18 protein-coding genes and 1 pseudogene are annotated in these 14,563 nt (G+C 68.3%); 7 read left to right on the forward strand and 12 right to left on the reverse strand.

Annotated features, from left to right (window positions below; translation table 11 throughout):
- Positions 1-18: 18 nt before the first annotated feature.
- From T328_RS23165 to T328_RS23175, 3 genes are read right to left on the reverse strand one after another with little or no spacing between them, the layout of a single operon-like run.
- Complete coding sequence (locus T328_RS23165) at positions 19-396, reverse strand: RRQRL motif-containing zinc-binding protein (protein WP_496498042.1); 378 nt, start codon at positions 394-396, stop codon at positions 19-21.
- A complete protein-coding gene (locus tag T328_RS23170) occupies positions 396-1,313 on the reverse strand; it encodes a DUF2637 domain-containing protein (RefSeq protein ID WP_496498043.1) in 918 nt (305 codons plus the stop codon). Before T328_RS23170 ends, T328_RS23165 begins: the two co-directional genes overlap by 1 nt.
- The gene (locus tag T328_RS23175; RefSeq protein WP_496498044.1) at positions 1,310-1,573 is read right to left on the reverse strand and encodes a DUF6284 family protein; all 264 of its coding nucleotides are present in this window, start codon (positions 1,571-1,573) and stop codon (positions 1,310-1,312) included. Before T328_RS23175 ends, T328_RS23170 begins: the two co-directional genes overlap by 4 nt.
- An 831-nt stretch (positions 1,574-2,404) precedes the next feature.
- Between T328_RS23175 and T328_RS23180 the strand changes: the two genes are divergently transcribed.
- Both T328_RS23180 and T328_RS23185 read left to right on the forward strand, forming a co-directional pair.
- A complete protein-coding gene (locus T328_RS23180; RefSeq protein WP_496498045.1) occupies positions 2,405-3,190 on the forward strand; it encodes a GntR family transcriptional regulator in 786 nt (261 codons plus the stop codon).
- The gene (locus tag T328_RS23185; RefSeq protein WP_496498046.1) at positions 3,187-3,684 is read left to right on the forward strand and encodes a GNAT family N-acetyltransferase; all 498 of its coding nucleotides are present in this window, start codon (positions 3,187-3,189) and stop codon (positions 3,682-3,684) included. The genes T328_RS23180 and T328_RS23185 overlap by 4 nt, the downstream gene beginning before the upstream one ends.
- Before the next feature lie 197 nt (positions 3,685-3,881).
- Here T328_RS23185 and T328_RS23190 read toward each other — a convergent pair whose 3' ends face one another.
- Together T328_RS23190 and T328_RS23195 are read right to left on the reverse strand one after the other, a co-directional pair.
- Positions 3,882-4,079, reverse strand: coding sequence for a hypothetical protein (locus T328_RS23190; RefSeq protein ID WP_496498047.1), 198 nt, complete (start codon positions 4,077-4,079; stop codon positions 3,882-3,884).
- A gap of 508 nt (positions 4,080-4,587) precedes the next feature.
- Complete coding sequence (locus tag T328_RS23195) at positions 4,588-5,838, reverse strand: helix-turn-helix domain-containing protein (RefSeq protein ID WP_496498076.1); 1,251 nt, start codon at positions 5,836-5,838, stop codon at positions 4,588-4,590.
- A 353-nt stretch (positions 5,839-6,191) separates the two neighbouring features.
- Between T328_RS23195 and T328_RS23200 the strand changes: the two genes are divergently transcribed.
- Positions 6,192-6,734, forward strand: coding sequence for a hypothetical protein (locus tag T328_RS23200; protein ID WP_496498048.1), 543 nt, complete (start codon positions 6,192-6,194; stop codon positions 6,732-6,734).
- Between the two features lie 526 nt (positions 6,735-7,260).
- Here T328_RS23200 and T328_RS23205 read toward each other — a convergent pair.
- The 5 genes from T328_RS23205 to T328_RS23225 form a co-directional block, all read right to left on the reverse strand.
- Positions 7,261-7,521, reverse strand: a complete 261-nt coding sequence (locus T328_RS23205; RefSeq protein ID WP_496498049.1) for a SpdD protein — start codon at positions 7,519-7,521, stop codon at positions 7,261-7,263.
- Between the two features lie 14 nt (positions 7,522-7,535).
- The gene (locus tag T328_RS23210; protein ID WP_496498050.1) at positions 7,536-7,664 is read right to left on the reverse strand and encodes a hypothetical protein; all 129 of its coding nucleotides are present in this window, start codon (positions 7,662-7,664) and stop codon (positions 7,536-7,538) included.
- Between the two features lie 16 nt (positions 7,665-7,680).
- On the reverse strand, positions 7,681-9,009 hold the full coding sequence (locus T328_RS23215) for an FtsK/SpoIIIE domain-containing protein (RefSeq protein ID WP_496498051.1): 1,329 nt from the start codon (positions 9,007-9,009) through the stop codon (positions 7,681-7,683).
- Positions 9,009-9,359 (reverse strand): SCO3933 family regulatory protein, encoded by a 351-nt coding sequence (locus T328_RS23220; protein ID WP_026276764.1) that lies wholly within the window; start codon positions 9,357-9,359, stop codon positions 9,009-9,011. Before T328_RS23220 ends, T328_RS23215 begins: the two co-directional genes overlap by 1 nt.
- 188 nt (positions 9,360-9,547) lie before the next feature.
- Entirely contained in the window at positions 9,548-10,336 is a 789-nt protein-coding gene (locus tag T328_RS23225; RefSeq protein WP_496498052.1) for a GntR family transcriptional regulator, read from the reverse strand.
- Between the two features lie 112 nt (positions 10,337-10,448).
- Between T328_RS23225 and T328_RS23230 the strand changes: the two genes are divergently transcribed.
- The 4 genes from T328_RS23230 to T328_RS23245 all read left to right on the forward strand — a co-directional run bounded on the left by T328_RS23230 (position 10,449) and on the right by T328_RS23245 (position 12,913).
- Positions 10,449-10,856 carry an NUDIX hydrolase gene (locus tag T328_RS23230; RefSeq protein ID WP_496498077.1) on the forward strand — a complete coding sequence of 136 codons (408 nt, stop codon included), beginning with the start codon at positions 10,449-10,451 and terminating at the stop codon, positions 10,854-10,856.
- Between the two features lie 45 nt (positions 10,857-10,901).
- The gene (locus T328_RS23235) at positions 10,902-11,369 is read left to right on the forward strand and encodes an ATP-binding protein (RefSeq protein WP_496498053.1); all 468 of its coding nucleotides are present in this window, start codon (positions 10,902-10,904) and stop codon (positions 11,367-11,369) included.
- A complete protein-coding gene (locus tag T328_RS23240; RefSeq protein WP_496498054.1) occupies positions 11,366-11,695 on the forward strand; it encodes a hypothetical protein in 330 nt (109 codons plus the stop codon). The genes T328_RS23235 and T328_RS23240 overlap by 4 nt, the downstream gene beginning before the upstream one ends.
- Before the next feature lie 453 nt (positions 11,696-12,148).
- Positions 12,149-12,913: a DUF3800 domain-containing protein gene (locus T328_RS23245; RefSeq protein WP_496498055.1), complete on the forward strand. Its 765-nt coding sequence runs from the start codon at positions 12,149-12,151 to the stop codon at positions 12,911-12,913.
- A gap of 1,013 nt (positions 12,914-13,926) precedes the next feature.
- Here the strand turns inward: T328_RS23245 and T328_RS23250 are convergent.
- Both T328_RS23250 and T328_RS23255 read right to left on the reverse strand, forming a co-directional pair.
- Positions 13,927-14,124: a hypothetical protein gene (locus tag T328_RS23250; RefSeq protein ID WP_496498056.1), complete on the reverse strand. Its 198-nt coding sequence runs from the start codon at positions 14,122-14,124 to the stop codon at positions 13,927-13,929.
- A 309-nt stretch (positions 14,125-14,433) separates the two neighbouring features.
- Positions 14,434-14,563, reverse strand: a pseudogene (locus tag T328_RS23255) (IS630 family transposase); the annotation flags it as partial.

Below are 14,563 nucleotides of genomic sequence, written 5' to 3' on the forward strand. Positions count from 1 at the left end.
CAGGTTCGGACAGGGATGTCAGACGTGCGGAGAATCGGGGTAGGCGCAGCTCACGCACATGCCGAGGGAGCGGGGGATGCAGTACCCGGCGTCCCGCCCGCAGGCCGGGCAGGTGCGGCGCGCGCGCATCGCCAGCGCCAGCGCGGCCCACTTGCGGGCGGTCATCGGCCGTACCGGCTTGGCCAGCTCCCAGCGATAGAGGTAAGCAACCAGCGGCCCACGCACCTTGCGCGGGCGCATGAGCTGAGCCGCGATGTCCTGCCCGCCAGGCCGCAGGTGCCGGGCGCGGAGTTGGCGCCGGGTGGCGTAGCCGTCGGGCGCCAGCTTCCACGGGAAGGTCGGGATGCCGAACCGCTCGCCGGTCGGGTCGTAGCAGTCGGCCAGCGTCCGCGGCATCACGCCGCGACCGCCTCAGCCTCCCCGCCGCCGTCGCGCTTAGCGCGTTCGGCAAGGAGGGTGTCCCGCAACTTGCGAGCGTTGGCCGGGGAAGTGTGCACCGCGCGGCGGATGCCCTCGCCGGTCACCTTCGCGTCCGGCCAATCGGCCGTCGCCTCCCGCGCTTCGGCAAGCAACTGATCCGGCGTGCGCTTGGGTCGACTCGGCTTCGCCGCCTGCGGCACGCGGCCGGTAGCACGGCGCGGACGGGTCGACTCCGCCGCCACTGCACGCCGGTCGATCGAGTCGACCGGAGCGGGGTCGACCGTCGGGAGCGGCTTGGCGGCAAGGGCCGACTTCATGAAGCCGACATCCACCCGCCGGGGCAGCATCGGGACGTTCGGCGTGATCGCCGCAGGGGTCGATACCGGCAGGTCAGCCGTAGACCGAATCCTCTCGGTCTCGGCGGATTCCTCCGCATTCATATCCACGGCCGGAATCGGCGTGGGCTGGTGGTGCAGCACCTTGGCCACCAGATCGGAACCGAAGTAGATCGACCCGACCGGCAGCGACGTGGCGAGCAGAACAAGGGCACAGTTCGCCGGGTCCCAGTCGGCCAGCCGCCCCCAGTCGACCGTCTTGCCGTGCAGTTCCGGCACGAGCCCATGGACGTAGTTCAGGACCAGTGAGGCGATCGTGTAGGTGCCCAGTACACGCAGCGCGAACGTCCGGTCCTTCCCGTCGAGTACGAGCGTGGCAATCAAGGCCAGAGCCATCAGACCATCGACCACGAACGGGTACAGCGTCGCGGCCGTGTCGTCCGCGCCGACGGCGCCGGCGATGTCCCGCAGCGCGTTCCACGAGACCCGAAACGCCATGCCGACCACGACGACCAGCGCCAGCACGAGCGCGGCGCGGCCCTTGCGGTGAAGGTTCATGCCGCACCGCCGTCCCGCCCGACGGGGGCGTTGAGTTGGTCGCGGTGAGCGGCCAGGACCCGGCGGCGCGCGCGGCGCATGCGCCGCTCGTCCAGCTCGGTCGGGGTGCGGTCAAGGGTGATGATCCGCGCGTCAAGCAGGTCCATCTCCGCGAGGATGGCGGGCATCTCGCGCTCGATAGCGTTCAGCTCCGCGTCCGTGGGCTCCATGAACGGAGCGAACGCGGTAACAGCGTCCTGAACAGTGACGATGTGGTACATGGGTCGTGTCTCCCTAACAGTAGGAACGGCCCGAACCGCGCCCCCGGAGTGCCAGCTCCGGGGGCGCCCGCCGTCGGGGTTGTTGAGGTGAGAAGCGCTCAGCCGTACAGGTGCCGGATTCCGACTCCCCGCACTCCCGCCCGTTCGCGCGCCCAACGTGTGGACCGGGCGTACGGGCGGGAGAGGCAGCCGGCCCACCGCGGCGTACGCGGCGGAGCCAGGGGGCGGACCGTGGTGTGTGCGGCGCCGCCGGCCGGTCCGTATCGGCGGCGCCCTGGTAGTCGTCGGTTCACACCGAACTCCCGCAGATCGCAGGGACACGGCTTTTACCGGTGCCCCATTGCCATGGAGCACCGGCCCCGAGCCGGTGGAGTCGGGCGCGTCATCGTCACTGCTCTGACGCCAGCAGGGCAGCGCGCACCAGGTGGCGCCGATGGGCCTGACCTCCCGAAAGGAAGGGATGATCCCCACAGGCGTTCTCCAGAGCTGACACGCAGGACGGGACACGTTCACCCGCCGCGAAGTGGCTGCCGACGGCCGTCACCCGGGCCGTCGCGGGGACGGGGTACAGCCCCGTCTCAGTCGTCTCTGTTCAGTTCTCAAGGTTGCAAGTGGTCGCGGAGGCTCGTTAGGCGCGCGGCGCAACGCACCGCCTTCCTCGGCCGCCTCCGGCCACGGATCTCCCCAGCTCAAGACACCTGGGAGGCATCCGCCGTACTCATTGACCGTACAATGGGTACAGTCAGGATGTTGGCATGATCGAGACCCAGGGTCAAGACCTTTGGATGGATTGCCTAGACAATGGCGTCCATGCAGCGGTTACATGGAGGCATGGCAGTGACGACACGACGTGGACGGACCCCGAAGTACCAAGAGATCGCTGACGCCCTACGGCGGCAGATCGACGGAGGCGAGCTGGCGCCGGACGACAAGCTCCCCACCGAGAAGCAGCTAGAGGAGACGTACGACGCCTCCCGCGAGACGGTGCGCAAGGCTCTCGCCCTCCTCGTCAACGAAGGGCTAGTCATCTCGGCGCGGCCCACAGGCCACTTCGTACGGCGCCGCGAGCCGATGGCCCACCGCCCACAGCAGGAGTTCCAGAAACGGCCCCGCATGCCGGAGATGGACGCCTTCATGACGGAGTTCTCTGACGAAGGCCGCGAGCCGGAGCAAGTCATAGAGGTCCACATCGTGGAGCCGCCGGCAGAGGTGACGAAGCGCCTCCACCTGGAGCCCGGTGACCTCACGGTCGTACGCAAGCGGGTCCGCTCGCTGGACGGAGAACCGTTCAACACCAACGACAGCTACTTTCGGCACGACGTGGTGCAGGGCTCCGAGATCATGCGCCCGGAGAACATCACGCGCGGCGCGAACGAGGTACTGGCAGAGCTGGGCTACCGGCAGGTGCGCGCGTTGGACGAGATCCACGTGCGGATGCCGAAGCCGGACGAGGTCCACCGTTTGAAACTGGTCCCCGGCACGCCGCTCGCCGTGCTCATCACGACCGGCTTCACCGAGGACGGAACCCCGGTGCGCGTCGTGATTAACGCCCTGCCGGGAGACCGGAACGTCATCACGTACGAGCGACGACGCGAGACACCGGCAGAAGAGTCATGAGCGAGCTGGAGATCCGCGCTGCCCGCCCGGATGAACTCGACATCGTCGAGAGCCTGTTGATCGAGGTCTCCGAGTGGCTGGCCTCGCGCGGCATCGACCAATGGCAGTACCCGCCGCACCGGGACCGCATCCGCCACGCTCTCGCTCGCGGAGAGGTCTTCCTCGCCATCCAGGACGACAGGCCGGTGGGCACGCTCCAACTCGACGACTACGCCGACCCGGAGTTCTGGACGACAGACGACCAGCCGGAGAAGGCGCTGTACATCCACCGCATGGCGGTCACCCGCTCCGCGGCCGGACAGGGCATCGGCAGCATGATGCTCGACTGGGCCGCGCAGCGCGCCGCCGGATCAGGCAAGCCGCAGCTCCGCCTCGACGCTTGGAAGACGAACCCAGGACTTCACCGCTACTACCGCGGGGAAGGGTTCCAACTCGTGCGGCTGGTGAACCTGCCCCACCGCCGCTCCGGAGCGCTCTTTCAGCGCCGGGTCTGAGATCCGGCATGCGTCGTCGGAACCGGGGGCCGGGTCGACCGGCCCCCGCCGTCCGGACGGAGGCCACGGTGGCCGCCCCGCCCGTCATCAGTCGAGGAGCGGGGCGGGCGGGGGCGTCCCCGCGTCCGGTCGCGGGTGACGCGCCGTCGGCCGGACACAGCCCGCTCCCGACCGGTCGACGCCGGCCGGGGGCGGGGTTAATGGGCAGGATGGCGGCGGATGAGTACGTTGGCGTCGCTCACGCTGGACCAGTCGTAGACCGAGCGGGCGTGCGTGCGCTTGTCGGCCAGCTCGGCGCATCCGGCACAACCGGGCGCGGGACTCGCGTCGGGCAGGAAACCGTCGGACGGGCGGTCCGGGCCGTCCGCGTCGGCGCGGCGTGCGGGGGCGGTCACCGGGCGACTCCTCGCCAGTCTCGGATACCGCGTGTTCGCCGCACTGCGGCGCGCCGCTCGTCGTCTGTCGCGAGCCGTACGGCGGTGCGCGGCGCGTTCCATTCGTGGCCTCCGTCGCGCAGGGGCCGGAGGCGGACGTATTCGTCGAGCACGCGGACTACGCGACCAAGGCGCCCGGTCCCGGTGTCGATGAGCCAGTCGTACGGCTTCGTCGGTACGGGGCTACCGTCCGCGGTTTCCTCGTCGGTGCCCACGGTCATCGCCTCCCGCGGCAGCGTGGACAACGGCACGGCGGCATGGCGGTGGTGTCGAGCGGTTCGCAGTCGCGCGGGAAGAAGCGTCTCTCCCGTCCCCAGGTACGCCCGCCGTCGCGGGACACGCGCAGGGTCAGCAGGGGTTGGTCTGGCGCAACCGGCGCCTCGGGTTGGACGGCCATGTCGGGGACGGTAGAAGCGGCCGTGGAGAGGGAGGGGCAGAGTTTCTGCCCCTCGCGCAGACGTTCGTGGGGTTACGCGGCGAGCAGTCCGATCTCGTCGGCCAGGCGCGCGGCGCGCTGCCGGCGTTCAGGGCTCTTTGCCTCGGTCTCCTCCAGGATGATGCGCCGGGCGTAGCCGTTGTACCGGATCGTTTCCGGGGCCGCCTTGTGGGCCTTCTCCAATGTCGCCATGGCCGTCTCCGTCTGGCCGGCCAACTGGTAGCCGCGGGCTTCCTCAATGCGGTGCCGGGCCCGCCGCGGCCGGGACGGGATGGTGACCGCGTCCGCCTTCGCCGCCTGCCGCACGGACTCGCCCCCAGCCTGCAACTCCACGGCGACGGTCACGGCATGCGCGCCCATGATGGCCTGCCCGAAGGAGGTGATGGGGTGGTAGAAGTCGGCGGACAGTCGGCGGGACTTGCGGTTCGCCTCGTCCCAGTGCCCCCACGCCTCGCCATCTGCGCCGCGGCGGGCGGCGGTGTAGCCCAGCTCGAAGTCCAGTGCCCCGGCGATGGCCAGCACGCGGTCATCGGCGTCCGGCAGCAGCGGCCGTAGATAGTCGACGGCCGCGCGGTTCACTTCGTCAGCGGCGTCGAAGTTCCACGGACCAGCGTCCCGGTGCGCCTGCGCGAGCAGCCACGCGGCAGTACCGATGGCGTGCGGATCGCCCGACTCCTGCGCGGCGACCATGCCGCGCTCGGCGACACGCCAGAGCAGCGAGCTGTCAGGCTGGTAGGCGAGAAAGAACTGCGACAGCGAGTACGCCTCGGCGAGCAGAGCTTGCGCGACTCGGCGTTCGGCAGCGGTGTCGGCTTGGCGAGCGGCAAGCTGTGCGTCGATGAGCAGACCGGGCAGCAGTCCGCCGACGACATCGCGGTGGTTGGGGGCGGAATGCCGAGCAGACCATGCGCGGTCGAGTCGTGCCCGCAGGTGCTCAAGCGTCGGGGCTTCGCGGTCGCCCGGCAGGGGGAACAGGTTGATCGCGTCGCGGACAGCGGGGAGCTTCGCGTGCCCAGGGCCGATGAACATGTCGACGCTCATGGACTGGTCACCGGTGAGGTCGCTGAGATCGCGCACCCGGAGGACTTCGGCGATACGCAGGATCATCGGCAGCTTCGGCACATGGAGCTTCCCTGTCTCGACTTGCTTAACCCACGAGGGGGACTTGCCCACCAGCCCGGCGAGCACGGGCCGGGACATGCCACGGCGTTCGCGAAGGATCTGCATCCGCTGGCCGAAGCGCATCGGTTCGGCGAACGGGTCCGGGGTAGCATCAGACGACACGGCCTTGCCCCTCTCCTGCACAGCTTGACACTGTCAGGGTATGGGGCAAGGCCCTTGTCGCGGGAGGCCCTTCAGCCGACCTCCCCCCTGCTATGGAGGGCGCCACGATCGAGGCGGAAGAGACCGCAGCCCACGCCTTCACAGATGAAACCGAAGCTCCCGAGCATGCGGACTGACATCAACACGGGCGTACAACCACGCACGACGGCGAACCGATGGCAGGTTCCGTCCCCCTGTTCGCCTCGTGCTGAGCGATGCCATCGCGTGCCACACCATCCGGGAACGCGCCTTCGTCTCTCGCACAATTGCTGCACCCGCTGACTGGTAGCCGCCGGGTAACGCAAGATGTCGTCATGAGTGAGTGGGCACCGGTGTTGTTCACCGCGGGTGGGGCGGTCATAGGCGCCCTTGGCGCAGCCTGTTTCAGCTACTTCGCCTCACGACGCCAGCCTCGTGATCAAGGGAAGGTTGAGCACGCTCAAGTTCTCCGGGGGGAGCGCCGAGAGGCGTATCTCGCGTTCTTGGAGTGCTATCAGAGGTTGGATCGGAAGCTGGAACACCTGTACCCACTGCTCGGCAGCTTCGGAGTAGGGGATGCGCCTGAGCCGGACTGGGGGATCACTCGGCGCGTGTTCGGTGAGGCATCGGATCTCATGGACGAGCTTCAGAAGATCGCTCTGCAGATCACACTGTGCGGACCGCAGCACATTGCTCTACTCGTAGGACGCTTGCAGGTAGAGGCACGATTTATCCAGGTCATTGCCGAACGTGTCTGTGCCGACCAAGGGGGGACCCCCGAACTCCACCAACATCTATCGGACAAAGTCGTGGCCTTGGGCTGGCTCGAATCCGAATTGCTCGTCGAGGTGCGCGATGTCCTAGAGACCCCCGTGTAGAACTCGTAACACGATCATGATGGGTGCTTCTTGAGCCGCCGCCAGCGGATGAGACTGCATGCCAACGAAGTGGACACTTCAACATGATCGTGTTACGACCTCCACGGGTCTCAGGTGGGCTCACGCAACGGGTGACACCCGCGCCGATCACGGATTCATGGGCGAAACCGCAGCTCCCGAGCGTGCGGGCTGACATCAACCGCTGACATCAACACGGGCGTACAACTACGCACGACGGCGAACCCATGGCACGTTGCGTACCCCCCGTTCGCCTCGTGCTGAGCGATGCCATCGCGTGCCACACCGTGCGGGCACGCGCCTACGGATCAGAAGGTTGCAGGTTCGAATCCTGCCGAGCGCGCACAGGTAGAAGCCCCGCAGACATCATCTGCGGGGCTTTTCGCATGCGGTGCAGGAGCGAGGTGGGGCAGGCAGGCCGCCGCCTTGCGCGAGGGTGCCAGTTCGGTGGACGGGGCGGGGTTGCGGCGGCTGATGCTTGGCGGTATCGGGCCGCCCCGGCGGCCGTTCAGCGCTGGTGAGTCCGGTCCTTGAGGAGCGAGCGCAGGACCACGGCGGCTATGGCGACGGCCACGGCCGAGACCGCGACGGCGGCCAGGAGCGCAGTCAGGACGATGCCGCCGACGAGGACGGTGACGACGGCCCTGGTGCTCACCGTGGGCAGTGCGCGGCGCGGCGTGTGGGGGCAGGAGCAGGGCGCCGGTCCGTGCGCGCGGGAGGGTGCGCCCGGGTCGTACGGGACCGGGGGTAGCTCGGGCTTGAACAGCATGGTCGGTGCGCCTCTCAATCGTTGCCCTTGACGACCTCGACCCCGTTGCGGGTGCCGAGGTCGATGGCGGGAGCCATGAAGGTGTCGGCGAGGTAGAAGCTGAAGAGGGTGATCGCGACGACGGGCGGCAGGTCGGGGTTCATGGCGTACGTACTCCCTTCAGCGCACCGGGCAGCGGCGCGTACGGGCGGCGAGTTCGGCGGCGGGTGAGCCGTAGTCGGCGGAGAAGCCGCAGTGCGCGGCGGCGTCGGCCAGCGAGAGGTACGGCGTACGGATGCGGGACCAGCCGCCGGAGGTGTCACCGGCGACGGCCAGGCCGGGCCGGTCGGGCGCGATGGCGCAGGCGGCTCCGACCGCTTCTGGGGCGATGTCGCCGAGCGCCATCTTGGCGGAAGGTTCGTCGTTCACGCGGTGGCACACGCGGCCGGAGAGCTGGGCGCGGAGCATGGTGGCGCCCTTGCCCAGCTCGGCGCCGAAGCGCTGGCCGCAGACCTCCAGGTAGATGCCGGCGGCGCGGCCGAGCTGGGCGAGTCGGATGAGGTGGGTGACCATCTCGTCGCGCCGTTCCTCGTCCTTCCTCGTCGCGACGAGGAAGAGTTCGGCGATCTCGTCGACGAACAGGACGATCGGCACGGGCCGTTCGCTCTCCGGCAGGCCCCACACGTCCGAGGTGATGTCCTCGTCCGGGGTCGAGGGGGCGATGCCCTGCCGGGCCCTGATCAGGTCGTAGCGGTCTTCCATCTCGCGTACGAGCGCGGGCAGCAGCTCGGCCGCCTGGTCCGGATCGGTGGCGAGCGCGGAGAGCCGGGGCGCGAAGGGCGCCAGCTCGACGCCGCGTTTGCAGTCAATTCCGGCGAGCGCGACCCGCTGTCCGGCGAGGCCGGTGAGCAGGTGGCGCAGGTACATGGACTTGCCGGAGAGGGTTGCGCCGAGCACGAGTTCGTGCGGGATGGCGCGGAAGTCCCGTAAGAACGCGGTCGCGTCCTCCCGCAGCGCCACGGGCACCCGCAGGAAGCCACCACCCGCCTTGCGTGGCATCCGTACGCGGCGGAGGACGTCGAAGCCGACGAGCCGCAGTTCGACGACGCCGGGTTTGATCTCCCGTACGTAGACGGAGTGAACGCCCCAGGCGTGCCGGAGCCGTTCGGCGGACGCCGCCAGGTCGGCGGGCTCCTGCCCCGGGGCGAGCCGGAGACGGACGCGAAGCCCCGTCGAGGTGGGCCGAAGCAGCCCACGGCGGGGCGGTACGGGCCGTACTTCGCGCCGCGTGGTCGCCCGTACGGCCAGAACCCGGAGGCGGGACGGCTCGACAGTCAGGCCGCACGACTCCATGACGGAGCCGTACGAGCCCAGCAGCCGCACGGACGACAGCGGCATCCCGACCGTGGACCAGTAGGCCGCCGGGTGCCGGGCCCGGAGGTAGGCGACCCCGCCACCGAGCCCGGCTATCGGGCCGCCCACCGCCATCAGCGTCGACAGGTCGGACATCAGGCCGCCGCTCCGGCCGGTACGACGCCCAGGGTGACGGCGGCGGCGCGGTAGGCGATCCCGTGGCGCTGCTGTCCGTTGAACACCGACTCCCACGGGCGGGCGACGAGGCCCGGGAGGGCGACGGGAGCACCGAGGGCAAGTCCCTCGCTCACGCCGCTCTCGGGGACGGTCACGTGGATCAGCGAGGACTCGCCCTCGTCGATGTAGACGACGCCGACCTTCATCAGCGTCTCGCCGCTGGTGGCGTCCTTGGCAATCTCGCCGGTCTGGCGGTCGCGGACCTTGGGCTCGGGAGCTTCGGTCAGGAGGATGGTGGCGGCGGAGGTCTCAACTCGGATGGTGCGCAAGGTGCTTCTCCTTCGATGTCATGACACCTAGTCGTCTATACAAGTTGCCCCAAGCGAACCGAGGCTCGGCGCCGGGGATGCAAACCACTGTGCCACACAGCTTGCCCACTCGTCTATACGAGTATGCCTCTCGGTGTGTACGAGTCGCGAAGACGCACCAGTCGGCATCGAGAGCTCCCGAACTCGGCTCAGGTCGCGGGCAGTTGGTAGGCGAGCACGTAGGCGTCAGCGGCCATCACGGTGTCGCACACCTCAACGGCACGTCCTTCGGTGTCGTACGCGGTCCGGACCAGGTGGATCACCGGCACACCCGACGCCAGCCGCAGCATCTTCGCCTCCCCCGGGGAGGGCATCCGGGCCCGTACCTCCTCGTCGAAGTGGTCGAGCCGATGCCCCGCCTCTTCCAGCCGGGCGTAGATGCCTCCGGGACCGGGGTTCGGCTCGGCGATCTGCGTACCGCGCGCCAGGTCGAGCGGGAGGTACGAGACAGCGAACTCGACGGGGCGACCATCGAGCAGGTACCGCCGGCGGCGAGCGAGGACCTTGCGCGGCGAGCCCAGGCGGGCAGAGATGTCGCGGCTCGGCTTCTCCTCCTTCACCTCCAGGCTGTCCACCTCGGGCCGGGAGCCCGCGGCGTCCGCCTCCACGATGAACGCCGACTTGCCCTGATCGCGGTGCCGACGCGCGAAGCGGTCGGACGCGAGCCGCCGCACCGGAGGACGAGGCCGAACGAAGACGCCCTTCCCGTGCTCGGCCGAGATCAGCCCCTCACTCTGGAGAACCCCGATCGAGTTACGAACGGTCATCCGGGAGACGCCGAAGTGCTCGACAAGCTCCGCTTCGGACGGCAGCTTGGAACCCTCCTTGAAGCGGCCCCTGTCGATGGCCTCCCGGAGCTGGTCGGCGATCTGCCGGAAGACGGCACGGTCGCTGGTGGGGTCGACAGCCCCGAGAACACCGGACGGAACGGGCGCCATGTGCGTACTCCTCTGGATATCTAGACGAGAGGCTGAGTGCTGTTGCTACGGTGGAGAGCCTAGCCAGCCGAGGGGACCGAGGACCGTGAGTAGCGCAGAGCGCCCCCACTCCGTGAGCGTCGCCGGAGTCATCGTCGACGACGAGGGCCGGGCCCTGCTCATCCAGCGCCGCGACAACGGCCAGTGGGAGCCGCCCGGCGGAGTCCTTGAGCCCGGCGAGACGATCCCCGAAGCGCTCCAGCGCGAGGTCCTGGAGGAGACGGGCATCAAGATCGCTCTCCCCGCCGCCCTCACCGGCGTCTACAAGAACATGACGGGCCTGATCGTCTCGCTCGTCTTCCGCTGCAAGGCCATCGACGGCACACCGACAACGGGTGATGAGACCTACGCCCTCCGCTGGGCCACCCGCGCCGAGGTCACCGAACTCGCCGACGAGGCTTACGCAATCCGCGTCCTGGACGCGCTCGACGCCGCATCACCGCCGGCCGTGCGGGCGCATGACGGCGTGAGACTCGTCTAGCCCGAACCCACTACCCATGGCGGCCACCAGCATAAAGGAACTTGTATGGATGAGTATACGAGTAGACGTCGGATCTGGGAACTCACCTGCCCAGGTCTTCCCGAAGAGGTCGGCCGTGTCCGCCGCTGGACGAGAGACGTTCTCGGCGACAGCCGGTGCGCGGAAGAAGCCGCACTGATCGTGAGCGAGCTGAGCACGAACGCCCTGCTGCACTCCGCGAGCGGGACAGCGAGCGGGAGCATGCGCATCTCGCTTTTCCGCACATCGGGATCGGTCGTGCTGGCAGTCACCGACGTCGGCGGAGGCGCGACGAAACCCCACGAGGTAGCTGCGGCAGATGGGGACGCCCACGGCCGCGGACTCACTCTCGTCTCGGCACTCGGGCGACGGATGGAAGTAAGCGGAGACGACGAGGGCTACACGGTCATGGTCGAACTGGACCCCGGCACGACAGAGCCAGAACCCCGGCCGGCGGCCAGCCTGAGGCCAAGCACGCGGGAGCGGCACCGATGAGCCACCGAACTCCCCCGGAACCACGCTGGTTTCACTGCGAGTGCCACGTCGACGAGCGCCGGTTAGGCACCTTCGACGCCTACAGCACAGGCGAGGCACTGCGATGGTTCAAGGCCACGCTGATGATGATCGCGATCAACATGGACGAGGAGCCCTACCGCCAGGCCCGTGACTGGATCGAACACGGCCAAGCCGAGGCGACCCGCGAACTATCGGAAGGCCAGCCCCACACGCTCACGCTGAAGCAGCGCACCACGCAGGCGACTTGGACAGTCACACCAGTGCCCTACCTCCCACCGCCGAAGCAGGCAGACACCAGCATGTGAGCCCCATGCGTAACAACTTTCTCTACGACTTCAAGGGCTCGCTCCGCTCGCCGCGCGGCCCGGCTCCCCGGGCCGCCGCTCCTGTCTCCGCCCCGCTCCGGCCCGGTCCACCGGCCCGCGCTACGGAAGGCGAGCCCACTCAGGAGAAACGGCTTATGGCCGGGTCCGGTCGGCTCCGCGGCTTTAGGCAGCCACCATGGGGCGGGGCCCTAAGATCATGGGGCCACATCGGCCCATTACGGGCAGGTTCACAACCAGCCCGATCGCCGGTCAGCTTAAGGCCCCATGATCTCCCACCCCATGGCAGCTCCCGCCCAAAGCCGCTCCACCAACCTAGCACCCACTACATCTTGTGCCAGGTGGTCAACAGAACTACTACATCTAGTGGTTACTTGCAGCAAGGTGGTGTAACTTACTTACCGTCAGACCATCATCCTCGCTGGAGGGAGCAAGATGCCCAGCCGCCAGCTTATCCGTGCATACATCGATGAGACTGGCGATCGTGGTACGTCGGCATCTGCATCGCCCTACTTCGCGTTCGCCGCCGTGATGGTTGCGGAAGAAGACGAACCGCACATGCGGGCAGCGTTGTCTCAGCTACGCCGGGACCTCAAGTGTCCTCCTGGCAAGGCGCTGCACTGGAAGGACCATGTAAAAGTCTACCCCCGTCGCCAACACGTCGCCCGCACTCTCTCGCAGCTTCCAGGCATCCAGATCGTGTACGTCGTAGTGGAGAAGGCCGCTATACCCGCCCAGGCAGGCATGCGCCAGGATCAAACGATCTTCTACAACTTCGCTGCCGGTATAGCCATGGAGCGACTCCTCTTGGGCGCACGAGAATGGCGGGGAGGTGCGCGCGACGTCGCTGTGAAGTTCGGTCACGTCCGAGGATTTGATCATCGAACTACCTGCGACTACTTCGAGATCAAGCGACGGACGGGCCCGCACTGGATGCCGTGGCACCTCCTACGCGGGAGCGTGAAGTTTGAAGATCAAGCCAAGTGGGACGGCCTTCAAGCGGCTGACCAGTACGCCGGCATGTTGAGTGCCGCGATACGCCCAGATCGCTTCGGGGGGTTCGAGCCCGCTCATCTGCTCTCGGTCCGTCACCAGCTCAGACGTGCCGGTGACGGTACGAGCTGGAACTATGGGTTCAAGTTCTTGGGTAACCCAGCGACCTTCACCTCGATGCCGTGGTGGCCGGGCAAGGCGCTCTAGAAACGAGAAAGGACCCCCAAGGGGCCCGGGGCGCTTCAACCGCGTGGCGGAAGGGTCTGACAGCAGACCAAGCGTTGTCCCCGCGACCGCTTGGGCGGTCCTTGCTCTGTACCTCTACCGTAGCGGGTCGGGCGGACATTGCCTATTGGGCGCCGGAACTTCGTCCGAACGTGCACGGCTCAGGGCGGACCAAACGTACGCGGTCGGCGCGCACAACCGAACCGATGTTGACCAGGTACAGCAGCGGAGTACCGCAACCTCAGCAACCGTCCGCGCCTGGCGGCGCTCCTTCGGGGCCGCGTAGTGGCCAGTACGGCCCTCAGTGACCCGTTTGGCTTGATACGGATCAGAAGGTTGCAGGTTCGAATCCTGCCGAGCGCGCCCAGGTCAAGGACCCCGCCGGGAAACTCGCCGGGGTCCTTGACATCAGCGGCTGACATCAGCGCGGCCGGAAGGCCGTCCTTAGCCGCCCGACGCCGTCCCCAACGATCCCTCGTCGGGATCATCGAGATTCAGCGCGTCGTCCATGCGTTCCGCAGCCGCCCGCAGCGTCGTGTCCATCACGTGCGTCCCTGCACAGGATCGTCAACATCCTGTGCAAGCAGCGAGGGGCGATTACGCGCCCTGTCTGTGTCGTGGAGACCAGCCCGTCCGGCTGTCCCGGTGCCTTCTGCCACTTCTTGCCCGCGACCTTGCGTTCGCGCTCTTGCTGCTCACGGTGGTGGGTGAGGGCTCGTACGAGGTGCTGTGGCCTGGACACGGCACGGATCGACCGGGTGGTCTTTGGCGTCCCGAAGAGGAGTTCCCGCCGGATGCGCTGCACGTTCCTACGCACGCGGAGTTGTCGGTTCGTCAGGGCGACATCCGACCACGTGAGGGCCAGCGCTTCCCCGCGCCGTAGTCCGGTCGACACGAGCAGCGGCCACAAGGCGTACAGCCGGTCTCTGGTGATGCGCCGTCGACCGGGGAGGGCCCGCCCCCGACCGGTCGGCGCCGGCCGGTCGGGGGCGGGGTCAGTGGGTGGGGTGGCGGCGGATGAGTACGTTGGCGTCGCTCACGCCGGACCAGTCGTGGAGTGTGCGGGCGTGCGTGCGTTTGTCGGTCAGCTCGGCGCATCCGGCACAGCCGGGCACGGGGCTTGCGTCGGGCAGGAAGCCGTCGGGCAGGTGGTCCGGGCCGTCCGCGTCGGTGCGGCGTGCGGGGGCGGTCACCGGGCGACTTCCTCGCCAGTCCCGGATACCGCGCGTCCGCCGCACTGCGGCGCGCCGCTCGTCGTCGGCCGCGGGCCGTACCGCGATGCGCGGCGCGTTCCATTCGTGGCCCCCGCCAGGCCCGCGACTGGATCGACCACGGCCAGGCCCACACGCTCACGCTGAAGCAGCGCACCACGCATGCGACGTGGACAGTCACACATGTCCCCTACCTCCCACCGCCGAAGCAGGCAGACCCCAGCATGTGAGCCTTGTCGAGTCTCAGTTGGTGGTTGACGGGTTGGCGTCGGGTGATGATTGACGTCTGCCCTAGTGTCCTGAGTCGTTAATTCGCTGGCAGTATGCGGTGAGGGTGTCGAGGATCTGGTCGGCGGTCTTGGTCCAGACGAACGGCTTGGGGTCTTTGTTCCACTCGTTGATCCACTGCCGGATGTCGCGC

The organism is Streptomyces sp. CNX435 (assembly GCF_059570575.1).